The sequence below is a fragment of the Marinifilum breve genome, assembly GCF_003202155.1.
GTDB lineage: Bacteria > Bacteroidota > Bacteroidia > Bacteroidales > Marinifilaceae > Marinifilum > Marinifilum breve.
Window position 1 is genome coordinate 219,100 of record NZ_QFLI01000007.1, and the last position, 15,647, is coordinate 234,746.

Annotated in this window: 10 protein-coding genes; 5 read left to right on the forward strand and 5 right to left on the reverse strand. The window is 36.1% G+C overall.

The features are described from left to right. Positions 1 to 17 precede the first annotated feature (17 nt). From DF185_RS16090 to DF185_RS16100, 3 genes are read right to left on the reverse strand one after another with little or no spacing between them, the layout of a single operon-like run. Positions 18 to 2,381 (reverse strand): type IA DNA topoisomerase, encoded by a 2,364-nt coding sequence (locus DF185_RS16090; RefSeq protein WP_110361784.1) that lies wholly within the window; start codon positions 2,379 to 2,381, stop codon positions 18 to 20. 22 nt (positions 2,382 to 2,403) lie between these two features. Further along, entirely contained in the window at positions 2,404 to 6,009 is a 3,606-nt protein-coding gene (locus DF185_RS16095) for a BamA/TamA family outer membrane protein (protein ID WP_110361785.1), read from the reverse strand. Positions 6,010 to 6,053: 44 nt separating this feature from the next. Further along, a complete protein-coding gene (locus DF185_RS16100) occupies positions 6,054 to 6,983 on the reverse strand; it encodes an SdiA-regulated domain-containing protein (RefSeq protein WP_110361786.1) in 930 nt (309 codons plus the stop codon). A 173-nt stretch (positions 6,984 to 7,156) separates the two neighbouring features. Here DF185_RS16100 and DF185_RS16105 point away from each other — a divergent pair, with 173 nt between their 5' ends. The 5 genes from DF185_RS16105 to DF185_RS16125 all read left to right on the forward strand — a co-directional run bounded on the left by DF185_RS16105 (position 7,157) and on the right by DF185_RS16125 (position 11,962). Continuing rightward, positions 7,157 to 8,350, forward strand: coding sequence for a Pycsar system effector family protein (locus tag DF185_RS16105; protein WP_110361787.1), 1,194 nt, complete (start codon positions 7,157 to 7,159; stop codon positions 8,348 to 8,350). A 74-nt stretch (positions 8,351 to 8,424) separates the two neighbouring features. Further along, positions 8,425 to 9,126 (forward strand): 16S rRNA (uracil(1498)-N(3))-methyltransferase, encoded by a 702-nt coding sequence (locus DF185_RS16110; RefSeq protein ID WP_110361788.1) that lies wholly within the window; start codon positions 8,425 to 8,427, stop codon positions 9,124 to 9,126. A 1-nt stretch (position 9,127) separates the two neighbouring features. After that, positions 9,128 to 9,790, forward strand: a complete 663-nt coding sequence (locus DF185_RS16115; protein ID WP_110361789.1) for a DUF4159 domain-containing protein — start codon at positions 9,128 to 9,130, stop codon at positions 9,788 to 9,790. Positions 9,791 to 10,015: 225 nt separating this feature from the next. Beyond that, positions 10,016 to 11,218, forward strand: a complete 1,203-nt coding sequence (locus tag DF185_RS16120; protein WP_110361790.1) for a 6-phosphofructokinase — start codon at positions 10,016 to 10,018, stop codon at positions 11,216 to 11,218. A 108-nt stretch (positions 11,219 to 11,326) separates the two neighbouring features. Further along, positions 11,327 to 11,962: a YgjV family protein gene (locus DF185_RS16125; RefSeq protein ID WP_110361791.1), complete on the forward strand. Its 636-nt coding sequence runs from the start codon at positions 11,327 to 11,329 to the stop codon at positions 11,960 to 11,962. A gap of 415 nt (positions 11,963 to 12,377) precedes the next feature. Here the strand turns inward: DF185_RS16125 and DF185_RS16130 are convergent, their stop codons facing one another. Further along, complete coding sequence (locus DF185_RS16130) at positions 12,378 to 13,775, reverse strand: cadherin-like domain-containing protein (protein WP_110361792.1); 1,398 nt, start codon at positions 13,773 to 13,775, stop codon at positions 12,378 to 12,380. A gap of 4 nt (positions 13,776 to 13,779) precedes the next feature. Continuing rightward, a complete protein-coding gene (locus DF185_RS16135) occupies positions 13,780 to 15,600 on the reverse strand; it encodes a TonB-dependent receptor (RefSeq protein ID WP_165836050.1) in 1,821 nt (606 codons plus the stop codon). Between the last annotated feature and the right edge of the window lie 47 nt (positions 15,601 to 15,647).

Sequence of the window (15,647 nt, forward strand, 5' to 3'; positions counted from 1 at the left end):
TTGCTGTTAGCAACAATTTATTGTTTTCCAAAAATTATCTTCCCCTGATTATCCAGGATCAATTTCCCATTCACCTTCTCTTGCGATTGAGGATCGATAAATCCTTTGATTAATCCGGTTTTTTGTTGTTTTACCAAAGATTTAATTTGTGCTTCGCTCAGGCTTTTCTCCATAAATACAAATGGTACAATAAACTTGCAACCATTCTTGTAGTTGGAACATCCAAAAGCAGCCTTTCCTTTTAGCAAAGTACCCGATTTACATACAGGACAAGTCAGTACCTCTTTTTCTTCTTCAAGAATACTCAAAGTAAAATCAGGGTCTAGTACCAGGTTACCTGTAATCTTGCTACCATCCACAACAAATCCCTTAATCTTAGGTGTTTTGCCTTTTAGCACCAAGGCTTCAACTTGCTTATCGGTTAGTTTCTTACCACTAAACTCAAAAGGAATTCTAATTTCACATCCATTCTTCCAGTTGGTACATCCCCAAACCGATTTGCCTTTTACAATCTTACCTTCCTTACATTTAGGGCAAGCTAATTCAGCAGGTGCAGCTTTTTTCTTTTTAGCCTCAGCTTTCTTTTTCTCTTTTTCTTTCTCCTCATCTATTACCTCAATGGCATTGATATTCTTTCTGGATTTTACATCCCAAACAATACCTACAACCATATTCTTCAGCTCTGCCATGAATTGGTTCACCTCAAAATTCCCCAACTCTATCTCTCGAAGCTTTTTCTCCCACTGCCCAGTAAGCTCCGCCGATTTTAACAATTCATTCTGAATGGTATCAATAAGTTGAGTCCCCGTTACGGTAGCAACCAAGCGCTTCTTTTCCTTTTTAATGTATCGACGTTTGAACAAGGTCTCAATAATATTGGCTCGGGTTGATGGTCGACCAATACCATTTTCCTTCATTAACTCCCTTAACTCATCATCATCAACCTGCTTTCCTGCGGTTTCCATGGCACGCAACAAAGTTGCCTCCGAATAGTATTTAGGAGGTTGGGTCTGCTTCTCAGCCAAATCAGGTTGGTGTTCTCCTGTTTCTCCTTTCACAAATGCAGGGAGAATTACCCCCTCGCCTACATTGCTGTCTTTGGCATATAATATTCTCCATCCCGGATCAACAATCTGCTTTCCTGTTGCCTTAAAGTCAATATCAGTAACCTTACCCATTACTGTGGTGTTACTCACCTTACAATCTGGATAAAAAACAGAAATAAATCGTTTGGTCACTAAATCATACACTTGCTTTTCTTCGTATCGTAATCCAGATGGATTCACCCCCGTTGGAATAATTGCATGGTGATCGGTTACTTTTTTATCGTCAAATACCTTTTTCGATTTTCTGATTTTCTCCTTCAAAAGAGGATCAACAAATTCCTTATAAGGCGTTAACTTCTTTAAAATTCCAGGAACCTTTTTGTAGATATCATCCGAAAGATAAGTTGTATCAACCCTTGGATAGGTAGTCAACTTTTTCTCATACAAAGTTTGAATAATCCTTAAGGTATCCTCTGCCGACAAATTGAATTTGCGATTACAATCTACCTGCAAAGAGGTCAAATCGTACAAACGTGGAGGCTGTTCCTTTCCGCTCTTTTTTTCTATCGAAACAATTTCAAAAGGTTCTGATTTGATCTTATCCAGAAAAGCTACTCCCTCCTCTTTTTTATCAAAGCGTCCCCGGGTAGCAGCAAAACTCACCTCCCGATAAACCGTTTTAAGCTCCCAGTATGTTTGGGGTACAAAGTTCTCAATTTCCTTTTGGCGATTTACAATCAAGGCCAAAGTAGGAGTTTGCACCCTCCCAATTGACAAAACTGACTTACCACCAGCATATTTTAAGGTATACAATCGAGTAGCATTTATCCCCAAAAGCCAGTCTCCGATAGCTCTCGATGATCCTGCTGCGTACAAGCGATCAAAATCGCTCCCTTCTCTTAATTTCTCAAATCCTTCACGAATGGCTTCTTCGGTTAGAGAGGAAATCCACAAACGTTTAACGGGAACATTGCATTTCGCTTTGTGCAAAACCCAACGCTGAATCACCTCTCCTTCCTGACCGGCATCACCACAATTTATTACCTCTTCGGCATTGGCAATCAATTTCTCAAGAATTTCAAACTGTCTTTGAACTCCTTTATCAGGGATGACTCTAATTCCAAAACGAGGAGGAATTAAAGGCAAATCGTTCATGTGCCAGTACTTCCAATTCAAGTCGTATTCATGCGGTTCTTTCAAGGTGCACAGGTGCCCAAAGGTCCAGGATATTTGATATCCATTCCCTTCGTAATAACCATCCCTTTTTGATTTTGCCCCTAAAATTAGGGCGATTTCGCGTGCTACACTAGGTTTCTCCGCAATACAAACTTTCATATCTTATTTAAGTAATTTCTTATTAGAACATATATTTAAACTCAAGAGAGAAGATGTTTTCTTCTTCCGACATGCCAAAATTAGCAGTTAATACCATCAATTTGTATGGTGAAACCCAAAAACCACCACCATATCCGTGATGCCATTTGCTAGAACTTTCACCATCAAGCCATACACGGCCAAAATCATTAAATGCTAACAAGCCAACTTCCCCACCAAGATAATAGGATTTAAATCTGGCCAATCTAAATCTAAAATCAGTATTCTGATAAACCATATCATCTCCGGCAAATCGATCTTGTCGATATCCTCTTAAGTTCGATTTTAATCCCAGTTTATTTGCTTGATAAAAAGAATAACCACTTGTATTGTGAGCTGCTCCTACTCGAAGCGCAAAAATACTACGCTGTGGTCTTCCCAAACTTGTATAGAATCGCATATCGGTTTCCATTTTCTGGAAATTATGGTCGTTTTTCTCTAAACCACGATAAAAACTCCATGAGTTTGTCCAATACATTCCTCGAGAAGGAATCACCTTATTGTCTCTTGTATCCCACTCGTGTTTGATATTTATCCCCAAATATTTTCTGGTATTAAAATCGCTTAGCAAATCCAAGTCATTATCCGGATTGCTAAAATCGGTTACAAATCTATCAGGAGTTGCCTTTAATTCCAACTGTTCGTAGAAAGGACCAAAAGAAATACTCTGATTTGCTCCAATTTTTTTTCTCAATTGTAAAGCCAATTCCGTTCTACCCATACGAATTCTATTGTACTCCTTATCATCCAATTCAGGATTCTCTGTCTCATTACCAAGCCCGTAGTAATAACCTTGAAAGTTTGGAGTATTATAATCTACCTTGGCCAAAAGGTCCAAAGATTTAAATACGCCAATCATCTCACCAGAATATTTTATTTGCGCAGAAGGATACATGAATGCATAATTCACTAAAAATTTATGCAATGATCCATAAGGTTCTTTTCTAAAGCTCTGTTTTTTGACATTAAAACCAGCTCCAAGTATCAATCCATCGTCGCTAACAAAATTTAAATTAGCTCCAGGGCTTACAATATCATATTTAAAGGATTTTCTATCGTAAACATTCACACTCTTATTTTTCGATAGACGATTTTGGAAAGCACCATTCCCTTTTACTTTGGTCTTTGACTTATCGTAAACTGCCACGTTGGACTTACGAGTGCTGTCAATCTTGAATTTATCCTTACCGGTTCCACCAACAATTCTTAGCTTAACCCCTTTCGAATATTTCCCGTCAATATCAAATTCATCTTTACCTCCTAATCCATAAATGCGAACCTCTTTGGTTTCATCTTTCATGAACTTACGATCGTAAAGTTTTTCTTTCTTGTTTCCTTTTTTACTCAAGCGACGAACTTTAACATGTAGGTTTCCATCCACATCCCACTCTGCATCAAAATCCTCTGTTCCATTTGTTCCTACAATATCAACCTCTTGAGCCAAATAGTTGTAAAACTCTACAGCCAAATTTGGTAAAAGGTCTCTTCTCGATTTCAATTTCGCCACAATATCATCGGCAGAAATAGCATAAACCTCTTTGGGTAGATCTTTTATTGCTTTTTCGATGATTTCATCGGTCAATTTCGTCTTTAGCTCATTGGCCATTTCTACCCAATCCTGCTTGCTTTTCGATTGAAGGAAATTACGATCGAAATAACGAGCATTAAAACCTAATCCAACTACATTCTCAGGAATTGAATCGAAAACCTGGAATTTAGGCATCGCCCACTTTCTTCTAATCAGCCAAGGAATTTTTCCATCACTGTAAAAGAACACCTGATCTCGATCACGAGGAATTGGTCTTGCAATGGTTTTTCCATCTTTCTCAATAGTGGCCCAACGCCATTGGTCATCATGTCTGTCCCAATCATTCAGGAAGATATCGAACAATCTGGCTCGTAATACCGCTGTTTCATCAATTACCAAATCAGAATTCTTAAATCTTTTTTCAATCAATTTATCGGTTCCTATCACATCCTTGGTATTGCCAAAGTTATCAGCATCCGACATGTCATCATTCGGACGTTCTTCGAATAGGTACAATTCATTCTTAAAATCTTCCTGATAGATTCCAAATCGAGGATCATCTGGCACATAGACAATTTTTGGATTGGTATGATAAACACCTGCTGCATCTGCCAGTTTAGGTACTGCAATGGCCGCATACGGATAGGATTCTGAAATACCATCCTGAACTATTTTTGCCGCAAATGTTCCTTTTAAAGCAGGAGGTATTGCTTTTTCGGTATACTTCTCAACCGATCGAAGCACATATTGCTTACCATCTTTTGCCTCCAATCTTAAGGATCGAGTTTGCTGACCACCACCTCTCTTTAAAATTTTCAAGCCTCCTTTTTCCGTTCCAATATCAAAAACCGGAACCTCAATAGGAGTTTCCCATTCCTTACGATAATTATTTCCTAACCATTTCCTTTTCGATTTTTTATCAGTAGCATATAAATCACTTGCTGCAATGGTAATGGTGCTATCTGTAAAGTTTAAATCTTTGTATTTTTCTGCCAAATCTTCATCACTAGGCGTTGTTTTGGTAAATAGCTTTGTCTGATATGCAAGGCGAGCATCTTCAGTACCATTCTTTCCGACAGACCACATTTCTAACCAAACTTCATCGTTGGAATAAAAATTTAATCTGGTGAAACCAATTTCTCTCAAAGCAACGTCCATTTTCTTTTCAGATACATAATCTGACTTACTTCCAGAACCAGAAACCACATAAAAGGACTTGTCTTTTTCAGTAAATTGCAAACTATTATCATGTGCAGAAACTGTTACCAAGTTCTCATATCCTCGTCCTAATTTTCGACCCATATATCGCATTTGTTTGTAAAATGGATATGCAAAATCCTGAGGTGTTCCGAAAAGTTTACGATACAATTCTACTGGCCCTACAAAAGGGAAATTCCCTCCATGCTTACCTGCACTATAAATGGGATGATGAGAAGCAAATACAATCTTTTTGTCTTTATTTCTCTTCAATGCATCACTTAGCAGAATTAAAAAATCCGAAGAATTCTCAAGTCCACATTCTGCTTCTGGTTTATCAGCTGCATGAAGCCACCATTGGGAATCAACTACAAGAAGAACAATGTCCTCTCCTATTTCTATTTCAACTGGTCCTGGGCAACCTCCCGTTGGTAAGAATACATCTCCCTTTCCAATATAATCCTCAATATAGGTTTCCAAATTCATAATGGCTTCCCAACCATGCTTATGCCCTTGATTCCATTCCTTTTCTCCAGGAATAAAGATACTTTCCCCTTTAAAATTCTTCGCTAAATCCAATAGCTTGATTAAATTTTGGTCTCCCGAATGGATATCCTCAATTTCCTCTCTTGCATATTCTTTAGAAATGCTATTGCCCAGAAATACAAGCGTTGCTTTATCATTTTGCTTTTCTAATTGTGATTTAAGCATTTGCATATTGGCATCCACAATATCTGCTTCTCCAACATCTCCAATAAAAAATATTGAATGCTTTAATAAGCTTGCATTAGGAGTTTCATTGTTTTGCCCATTGACCACTATCGCAAAAAGCAACAGGCTTAAAAGTGCATAGATCTTTCTCATAAGTTTTTGATTTTATAAAATCAATTACGAAAAATGGATTTCAATTATCGTTTGAAACTATATTTTAAAATATTTGCTTTACTTCCTTTTCCTTCATTTGAAATGAACATGGTTCCATCGGGTGCAAAACAAATTCCTTCAGGCTGACGGAATATTTTACGCTTCAACTTCACAATTGCCTTAATCTCCCCCTTAGGATTAAGCACCACTAAAAGCTTACCTACAGAACCTACCACATACAAGTTCCTGGTAATAGGATGAACTGCAACCGCTGAAGGCTGAAATGTAATATCCCCCTGTGAAGGATTAATATTCTCCATTAATCTTACCGAAAATCTCGAATAAGCATCAAATTCCAGTATTTTTCGAATTTGATCTTGATCAATCAGATATTTTGGAGTTTTCGACAATTCATTTTTATCTATTGAGAATTCATAAATGGCTCTCTTTCCTCTATATTTATTGGAATGTGCCGGACTTCCTTTACAGGCTATCAGCAATGAATTTGTTGAAGGATCGTATCCCAACCCTTCGGTATCATTACCTGCATTCAAATGAGTGGTTCTCTTTACTGAATGAATGTTTTTATCCTTCAAGTGATCTACTTTAAAAATTCTCCCATCCGATCTTAAAACGTAAACCAATGAATCCACCATTTCAATTCCTTCATAATCCCCAGGTTTATCGAATTCATATTTTTTGGTTACCTCTTTCTTCTTGTGATTGAATTTATAGATAATTCCTTTCTCATCGTTCACACACAATAGAGAATGTTCCGTAAAATAACTTAAGGCTGATATTTCTCTCAAATGATCTTTTAGTTCATATTTCTTATCAGGCTCATAAATGTCATATGGAAACTTTTCATAGTTTTCCGATAAATAAATCATTTTCTGATCTTTCTTTTGGGCACATGCTTCAAGAAAAAACACAAGAGCAAACAAGCAAATAAGTGTGTGAAAAGTTTTTGTCATACGAAAGATCTATCTTTTAATTATTGGAATCATAAAATTAACAAATAAGCCTCAAATACCAATAAAAAAAGGGCAATTGAGGCATTTATATTCATTTAACAGAAGGATTTCATGTTTAATGATTATATTTATTCAGTCAAAAAATATATCTCAAGAACTGAAAAATTCAAATTATGAATATGATCCAGGAGGCTGAAAAATACGTTACTAAGCTAATTGAAGATGCAATTAAACCCATATATACTTATCACAATTTAGAGCATACTCAGAATGTAGTTAAGCATTCCATCAAAATTAGTGAAGGATTAGAGTTTAGCGAGGAACAAAAAGAGATTCTCATTTTAGCGGCTTGGTTTCACGATTCAGGATATTATGAAGACTACTCAAATCATGAGGAATTAAGTGCACGCAATGCCAGAGTATTTCTAGAAGCTCGTAATTACCCTGAAGAAAAAATTGACCAAGTAACTCAGGCCATCTTGCACACTAAAATACCTCATCCTCCATGTGAAAATCCAGTTTGTAATGCACTATGTGATGCAGACTTATATCACTTGGCTTCAAAGAGCTACATGAAAAGCTCAGAACAGTTGCGTGAAGAAAAGCAAGCCTTATACAAACGCGAAATTCCCCCAAAAGAATACTGGGAAGGTACTTTAGTATTCTTGCAAAACCATAAATACAAAACCAAGTTTGGCAAAAAGCTGTTTGCAAAAAAGAAGGAACAGAATTATCAAAAAGTAGTTGCTAAAATCAAGGGATATCACGAGAAAGAACTGAGAAAACTAAATGAGAAGGTTGAGAAGTTAGAAAGTCAGAACATGAAACTGAAAATGCCTCAACGAGGCATTGAAACCATGTTTAAGGTTACGGCACGAAATCAAATTAACCTTAGTTCAATTGCAGATAGTAAGGCTAACTTGATGATCTCCGTCAACTCAATCATCATATCGGCAATCTTCTTTATATTTAAGAACATAATGGATGTTCCTCATTTCATCATTCCTTGCATCATATTACTGATAGTTTGTTTGGTTACCATCACCTACTCTGTAATGGCTACACGACCTATTGTTACCGATGGTAAATTCTCTGAGGAAGATGTAAAACAAAAAAGAGTAAATCTTCTTTTCTTCGGAAATTTCCACAATATGGATTTGGGAATTTATTCGAGAGCTTTGAAAGGAATGATGACCGACTACGATGAGTTGTATGATAGCTTGATTAAAGATCAATACTACTTAGGAAAAGTATTGGGTAAAAAGTATCGCTTCTTAAGAATTTCCTATACAATTTTCATGTATGGTCTAATTCTATCAGTAGTAGCATTTATATTGGCAGCGATATATCAACCTTTAATGTGGTAAATAATTCCTCGCATTTATCGGAATTAGATGAACAAAACCTAAATTTGCAGCCCAATTAATAAGCGCAGATTACTATGAATTTATTTTACACTCCAGATATAAAAGATCAGTACTATCAACTTGATGAAGTTGAATCGAAGCATTGTGTTCGTGTTTTAAGGTTGAAGGAAGATGATGAAATCCATTTGATTGATGGAAAAGGAACATTATACACGGCTAAAATAATCGACGCTCATCCCAAAAGATGTACTGTTGAATGCGTTGAGAAAAAAGAAGAGTTTGGCAAGTTGGATTATGAGCTACACCTGGCATTGGCTCCTACAAAAAACATTGACAGAACCGAATGGTTTCTTGAAAAATGTACTGAAATTGGCACAAGTGAGTTCACTCCTTTATTGAGTTCTCACTCAGAACGAAAGGTGGTAAAACACGATAGACTTTTCAAAGTGATTACTTCCGCAGTAAAGCAATCATTAAAAGCATATCACCCAAAATTAAACGAACTGACCAAATTCGCTGATTTGGTAACATCTGATTTCGATGGGGATAAATTCATAGCTCATTGTAATCCTGGAGAAAAGACACATCTTAAACAATTGTGCAAGCCCAAGGCAAAATGTTTGGTATTAATTGGTCCCGAAGGCGATTTTAGCCCTGAAGAAGTTGAATTGGCTAAGGCAAATGGATTTCAGGAAATATCCCTTGGTGAGAGTCGCTTGAGAACCGAAACAGCAGGAGTTGTTGCCTGCAATATTGTAAGTCTTGCTAATTATTAAAATGAGGTTTCAACACTACATACTCTTCACGCTCATACTGCTATTTAGTCATAGTGGACAATCGCAAAATACAACAGTGCGTATTGGTTTGCTAAAGTATAATGGTGGTGGTGATTGGTATGCAAACCCGGGCTCATTGCCAAATCTTATTCAGTTTTGCAATAAAAATCAAATTGCAAACATTCAAACAGAACCTATTACTGTTGAAGTTGGTAGCCCGGAAATATTTTCCTTGCCTTTTATCCATTTAACCGGACATGGTAACATTGTGCTAAGCAATCAGGAAGTTATTAATCTTAGGAAATATTTAATGGCAGGTGGATTCTTACATGTTGATGACAATTATGGATTGAATGCCTATTTCAGAAGAGAAATTAAAAAAGTATTCCCGAACGAAGAGTTGATTGAACTGCCATTTTCTCATCCCATATATCATCAGGTTTATGAATTTCCTACAGGACTGCCTAAAATCCATGAACATGATGGAAAATCACCACAGGGTTTTGGACTTTTTTATAAAGGAAGATTAGTTTGCTTCTATACCTACGAGACCGATTTAGGAGATGGCTGGGAAGATACTTCGGTTCATAATGATACGAAAGAAAAACACTTGAAAGCCTTAAAAATGGGTGCTAACATCATCTCCTTCGCTTTCAGTAATTAGATTTATTCTTAATTAACTGATTTCCTATTAATTCTACCTTAATATTTCATGCTCATTTTGAATTTTCATTAACAAAATGATAACTTATAGTGATTTTAATTTGATATCAATCACTAAAGTTTATTGCTATGAAACGTTCATGAACAAATTATTATTAAGACAGAACCACAATAATAATTTGCGAATGAAAAGTTCCATCTGATAAATGAATAAAAAACAAAGCAGATGAAAAATAATAATTCTTGTAGAGGAATAATAGGCATCTTAACAGGTGGCGGTGATGTTCCCGGATTGAATCCTGCAATTCGCGCCGTAACCATTAGAGCATTAAGAGAGGGCTATAAAGTAATCGGTATTAGAAAAGGCTGGAGAGGTCTGATTGATATCGTAAGAGATGAAAAGGCGGACAATAGTGAAAACTTTGAAGTTTTAACCGAAGAGTTGGTAAATAAAGTTGGTCGTACGGGAGGTACATTTTTGCATACCTCAAGAGTAAATCCTTCTAAAACATCCAGAGAAAGAGTTCCTACACATTTAAAAGACAAATATGATCAGGATGTAAATGACTTAACGGAAGAAGTTCTTGCCAATCTTGATTTCTTAAATATCGATTATTTAATTCCAATTGGAGGTGATGATACCCTAAGTTATGGTGTTCGCTTATATCAGGAAGGTTTTAAAGTAATCGCAATTCCTAAAACCATGGATAATGATGTTCCTGGAACCGATTATTGCATTGGATTTAGTACTTGTATTACCCGAACCATTTCGCTTACGCACAGCTTAAGAACTTCGGCAGGTTCGCACGAGCGCTTATTGGTTCTTGAAGTGTTTGGACGTTATGCAGGATTTACAGCTATCCTGCCAACTTTGGCTGGTGCAGCTAACCGTTGTGTAATTCCTGAACACAATTTTGATATTGAACGTCTGACTGAATTGATGATTCAGGATCGATTTTCAAATCCAAGCAGGTACTCGGTAGTTCTTATTTCGGAAGGAGCAGCTTTCTCAGGTGAGGAAATGATCTTCCAGGATGATGTTATGGATGACTATGGACACAAAAAGTTAGGTGGAATTGGAGATCGTGTTTCTGAACAGATGAAGATCCTATCTCCTAAATTCAACAACTCCAAACCTATAAATGTAATCAATCAAAAGCTAGGTTATATGGTACGCTGTGGCGATCCGGATGCAATTGACTCAATAGTTCCAATGGCTTTTGGCAATTTGGCTCTGGATTTAATCATTAAAGGAATTCACGGACGCCTAATCACTTTGCGCAACGGAAGATACGACAATGCACCTATTGACATCGTTACCAGTTCGAAAAAATTGGTAGATGTTGATCGATATTATAATATAGAACGACTAAGACCAAAGTATAATAGTTTTGAACTTCAACCATTGTTTTTAATGACAGGTTTGTAATTCCACATAATTTTGTACATTTGAGAAGCCTTTCAACATTGTGTTGAGAGGTTTCTACTTTCACAACCATTCCCATTTTAATTTATTATTTATTTAAACTTAACTCTTATGTTAGAATTTAACATTTTAGGTATTTCTGTATTGGAATGGATTGGATACGCTGCATCTGTTCTTGTATTGGTATCATTAACAATGACATCGATTATAAAACTTCGATGGTACAATTTGGCAGGAGCTATTCTCTTCTCGACTTATGGATTTTTAATTGGCTCATTGCCTGTAGGAATCATGAACTTTTTAATTGTTTGTGCCAACATTTACAATTTGAAAAAAATGTATGGACAAAAAGAAGATTTTAAAGTAATTGAGATAAAAGAAAACGATGAATTGCTAATACACCTGCTAGACTACTACAAAAAAGACATAGGCAATTTCTATCCTAATTTTGAAAAGAAAGAGAAACAGCTGGGAATTTTCGTGTTGAGAAATATGGCTGTGGCTGGAATCTTTATCGGCACGCAAGAGGAAAATGAATTAAGAATAGACTTAGATTACGCTCTTCCTCAATACAGAGATTTTAAAGTTGGCGATTATTTGTACAAAAGCTTAAAACAAACTTTAAGCGATCACGATATTAAATCGGTATACTGTTATTCCACACAAATGCTGAAATACATGGAAAAAATGGGGTTTGAAGCAGACAAAAAGGATAACAAATCCATCATGAAAAAGAATTTAAACTAATTCAGAAAGCTCCTCAATCAATTGAGGAGTTTCTTTTTTTTGAAAACGAGTACCTGAACCAATTCAGGAGATACTTTTTTGAGTAAACGAGCTCCTCAACCAATTCAGGGGGTACTTTTTTGAGTAAACGAGCACCTGAACCAATTCAGGAGGTACTTTTTTGAGTAAACAAGCACCTGAACCAATTCAGGAGGTACTTTTTTGAGTAAACAAGTACCTGAACCAATTCAGGAGGTGCTTTTGCGCATTGACGATAGGATTTACCGGCAAATGTGATCAAACTTTATCTCAGATGAATAGTTTAACTGATAAAAAAACTACATTTTCCAGAAATAATTCAAAACAAAAAGCTTGACCCAAATCTGAGTCAAGCTTTTTATTGTATTCTTTGCGATCCAAATGATCAATTCTTTTTTTAATAACTAAAAGAGGTTGAGTTTGGCATATAACCTACTGCAAATTCATTTAGTTTTTCCGCATCTGAGCTATAAACATGAACTGTACCAGCAGTTGTAGCATCAACAGCTTTACACAACCACAAATTATCACTTACAGGATTTACATCCATACCATAGTAAGTAGCATCAATAAACTTAGTTGCTGGTAAAGCTGTATCTGTGATATTCATTGCATACACAGCATCCGACATAAAATAAACTACATCTTTTGCTTTATTGATTGCAATATTCTTGATACCAGATGTAGAAATATTTGTTAATTCATAAGATGTAACCGCACTTGTTGATTCTGTAATCTTAGAAATTCCTGAATCGGTATAAGTAACATTTGGCCAGTTCGTCCAATCTGGTACACCAGAACAATACACCCAAACATCACCATTGGCATCAACCACCATATCTTTAGGACAAGATTTTACAGTAATGGTTTCCAAAACCTGGTCGGTTTCAGTATCAATAACAGTCACTGTATTGTCATCATTCGACCATCCTCCACTGTTCGCAACATACAATTTACCATTTGAAACAACCATTTTTTCAGGTCCTGCACCTACAGAAATTTGTCCAGTTTTAGTCATGGTTTTTAGGTCGATCACATAAATTTCATTGTTTTCTTTAGCATAGCTTGCATCCTGACCTTTTCCATTTGAAACATAAGCCTTATCTCCTACTAAAGTAATTTCACGAGGATACGAAAAACCATCAATTGTTTTGTAATGTTTAAAGTCCGATTTGTTTGCAACTTCAACATAACCTGAGCCATTTCCGGTAGTAACTACAATAAATGCATATTTCTCATTCATAGCCATTGATTGTGCATATTGTCCTAATGCGACACCTCCATTTGCTGTTGAAAAGTAATTGTTGGTAACTTCATCGTTTCTGTTAATCATGGTAATAGAACCATTCGAACTGCCTTCATTCAACACATAAAAGTAACTGATCTGTTTTTCTCCAATGTTAATATTAAAAATACCCGTCAATAAATTGTCACCGTCAGTTACTGAGAAAGAAAACTCGTCCGTAAGAGTTTGACTTCCATTGTGTACATAAACGATTTTTGAAGCTGCAACATCTGCTTGAGTAAAGCTTTCAATAGCAGTTTCTAATTCATCAGCATGAGCTAGAACACCATTTTCCGTTGCCGTAGTTACCGTATAAACAATATCAATATCCTCTGTATCAGTATCTACAACACTTAACACTTCAGGAGTAATCGTAACAGTTGCACCATTTTCAAGCGTTACACCTTGGTTCACTGATAGACTCGGCATTTCATTATCATCATCTGAACAGGATACGAATAAAGAACTTGCAATTAACAAGCCTAAGCTAAATTTCAAAAACTTTTTCATTGTATTAAAAAATTACATTAACCCCTAAATAATAAGCTCGGCCCGGCATGGGGTAATACTTAACCAGCTCATATGATTTATCAAGAAGGTTTTCAACCCTTCCACTAAGTTTAATTTTTGCAAAATCAGTTTTTAGTCGATATCCGGCATTTACATCAAGAAGAAAACTTCCATCAACCTTTTGCTCTTCCCAGTTTTTAGTATGCGATCTAAATGTTGCGATAATTCCAGCATTCCAGTTTTTATGAATGAAATCACTCAAAAGCTTGGTGATATGATGCGGACGATACGCCAAAGTTTGTTTATAGTCATCACTGTTTTTATCATTATTATAAGCATCGTTATAAGCATATTTTACAACTGTTCTAACTACATTATTGGCAACATTTAAAGTATGATTCAATTCTACCTCTAAACCTTTACTTATCATTTTACCGGTATTGGTAGAACTCCAGTGCCCTCCATCTGGACGCCATCCAATCGAATTTTTATTTTTAGACTGATACAAACTTAAATCCGTCGAAAAATTCCCAATTTTACTTGTAAAAGAAAGTAAGGACAATCCTATTTCTGAATTCCAACCTTCTTCTGCTTTAAGATCCGGATTTCCTCCTGGCATCCAATACCTATCGTTAAAAGTAGGTCTTCGATAGTGCGTTCCTGCTTTTGCTCTAAAATTCAAAACATTTGGTAACACATGAAATAAAGAGCTAAATGAATACATTTCAGGTGGATTAACCTCTGAATTCCATTCTTTCCCAATTGTTACAATAAAGGTTCCAAAGTCAGGCGAATATTTAGTCGCTAATGTTACTCTAGATTCACTCTCCTCCTTTTCATAATTATTCGTCTCCCCTTTCAACCACGAGTATTTCGCATTAACATCAATACTGAACTTGCTATTTGCATAGTAGCGTACATTGGCATCATTCAACACTCTTCTGGATTGAATAACCGACACATAATCATCGGTATATTTTAAATAGTCAAACAAATAAGCTGTCTTTGCTTCAATTCGGAACTTTCCTACTAAAGTTTTCCATCCCAGATATACTTTCAGAGACGAATCTCTCTGTTGCTGATTACTTTTGGGTGTTCCGATTCCCATTATTCCAGGAATTTTTTTTCTTTTAGCCTGATACCAAGCCCCCATATCGAAGTAATGCTTATTCAATTTCAGATGTAAATCGTGAATCGTACCATAAACCCTGTTTTCATTATTGGTTAATCTTTCGGTAGGCGAACCAAAATCATACTTATCTGTGTATTTAAAATCATTTTTACCATATTGAAAAAATGCCTGTGCTGTATAAGAAATCCAGCTATTGGAATATTTCCCGTAAAGTTTTGTCTTATAATTCGAAAAGCTCCCTACTTCCGATTGCACTCCTACCAATGACTCATTTTTCCAATTTGGAGTATTGGAAAGTTCAATTGCCCCTCCCATGGTACCACTTCCATATAAAGAAGATACTGCACCGTAAACAATTTCAACATTATCAAAACTTCCAGCACCTATCAGCGACAAATCAGCAGAGCCAGTTGTAAGTGAGTTTACTGGAACTCCATTCCAATTAACAGACGTACTTGCTGCCGAAGCTCCACGAACACTTGCATTGGATAAGGCTCCAAATGCTCCATTTGATGATACCGTTACCAATGATATTTTCTCCAATACAGAACCTAAATCTTTACTGTCATAATTCTGAAGAATCGTTGTATCTAGCTTGACTATCTTTTCGGTTTGTGTAAAATGTTTTAATCGTGGTGCTATAATATCAACGGTATTAATATGAACCGTATCTATACTAGTCGATTGTGCCATCACACTAATCCTTAAACAACATATCACCAGCACAATAATAAATTTCC

Bases quoted from the DNA above. Each gene is read 5' to 3' on its own strand.
- DF185_RS16090 (WP_110361784.1), bottom strand. From the start codon at position 2,381: ATGAAAGTTTGTATTGCGGAGAAACCTAGTGTAGCACGCGAAATCGCC.
- DF185_RS16095 (WP_110361785.1), bottom strand. From the start codon at position 6,009: ATGAGAAAGATCTATGCACTTTTAAGCCTGTTGCTTTTTGCGATAGTG.
- DF185_RS16100 (WP_110361786.1), bottom strand. From the start codon at position 6,983: ATGACAAAAACTTTTCACACACTTATTTGCTTGTTTGCTCTTGTGTTT.
- DF185_RS16105 (WP_110361787.1), top strand. From the start codon at position 7,157: ATGAATATGATCCAGGAGGCTGAAAAATACGTTACTAAGCTAATTGAA.
- DF185_RS16110 (WP_110361788.1), top strand. From the start codon at position 8,425: ATGAATTTATTTTACACTCCAGATATAAAAGATCAGTACTATCAACTT.
- DF185_RS16115 (WP_110361789.1), top strand. From the start codon at position 9,128: ATGAGGTTTCAACACTACATACTCTTCACGCTCATACTGCTATTTAGT.
- DF185_RS16120 (WP_110361790.1), top strand. From the start codon at position 10,016: ATGAAAAATAATAATTCTTGTAGAGGAATAATAGGCATCTTAACAGGT.
- DF185_RS16125 (WP_110361791.1), top strand. From the start codon at position 11,327: ATGTTAGAATTTAACATTTTAGGTATTTCTGTATTGGAATGGATTGGA.
- DF185_RS16130 (WP_110361792.1), bottom strand. From the start codon at position 13,775: ATGAAAAAGTTTTTGAAATTTAGCTTAGGCTTGTTAATTGCAAGTTCT.
- DF185_RS16135 (WP_165836050.1), bottom strand. From the start codon at position 15,600: ATGGCACAATCGACTAGTATAGATACGGTTCATATTAATACCGTTGAT.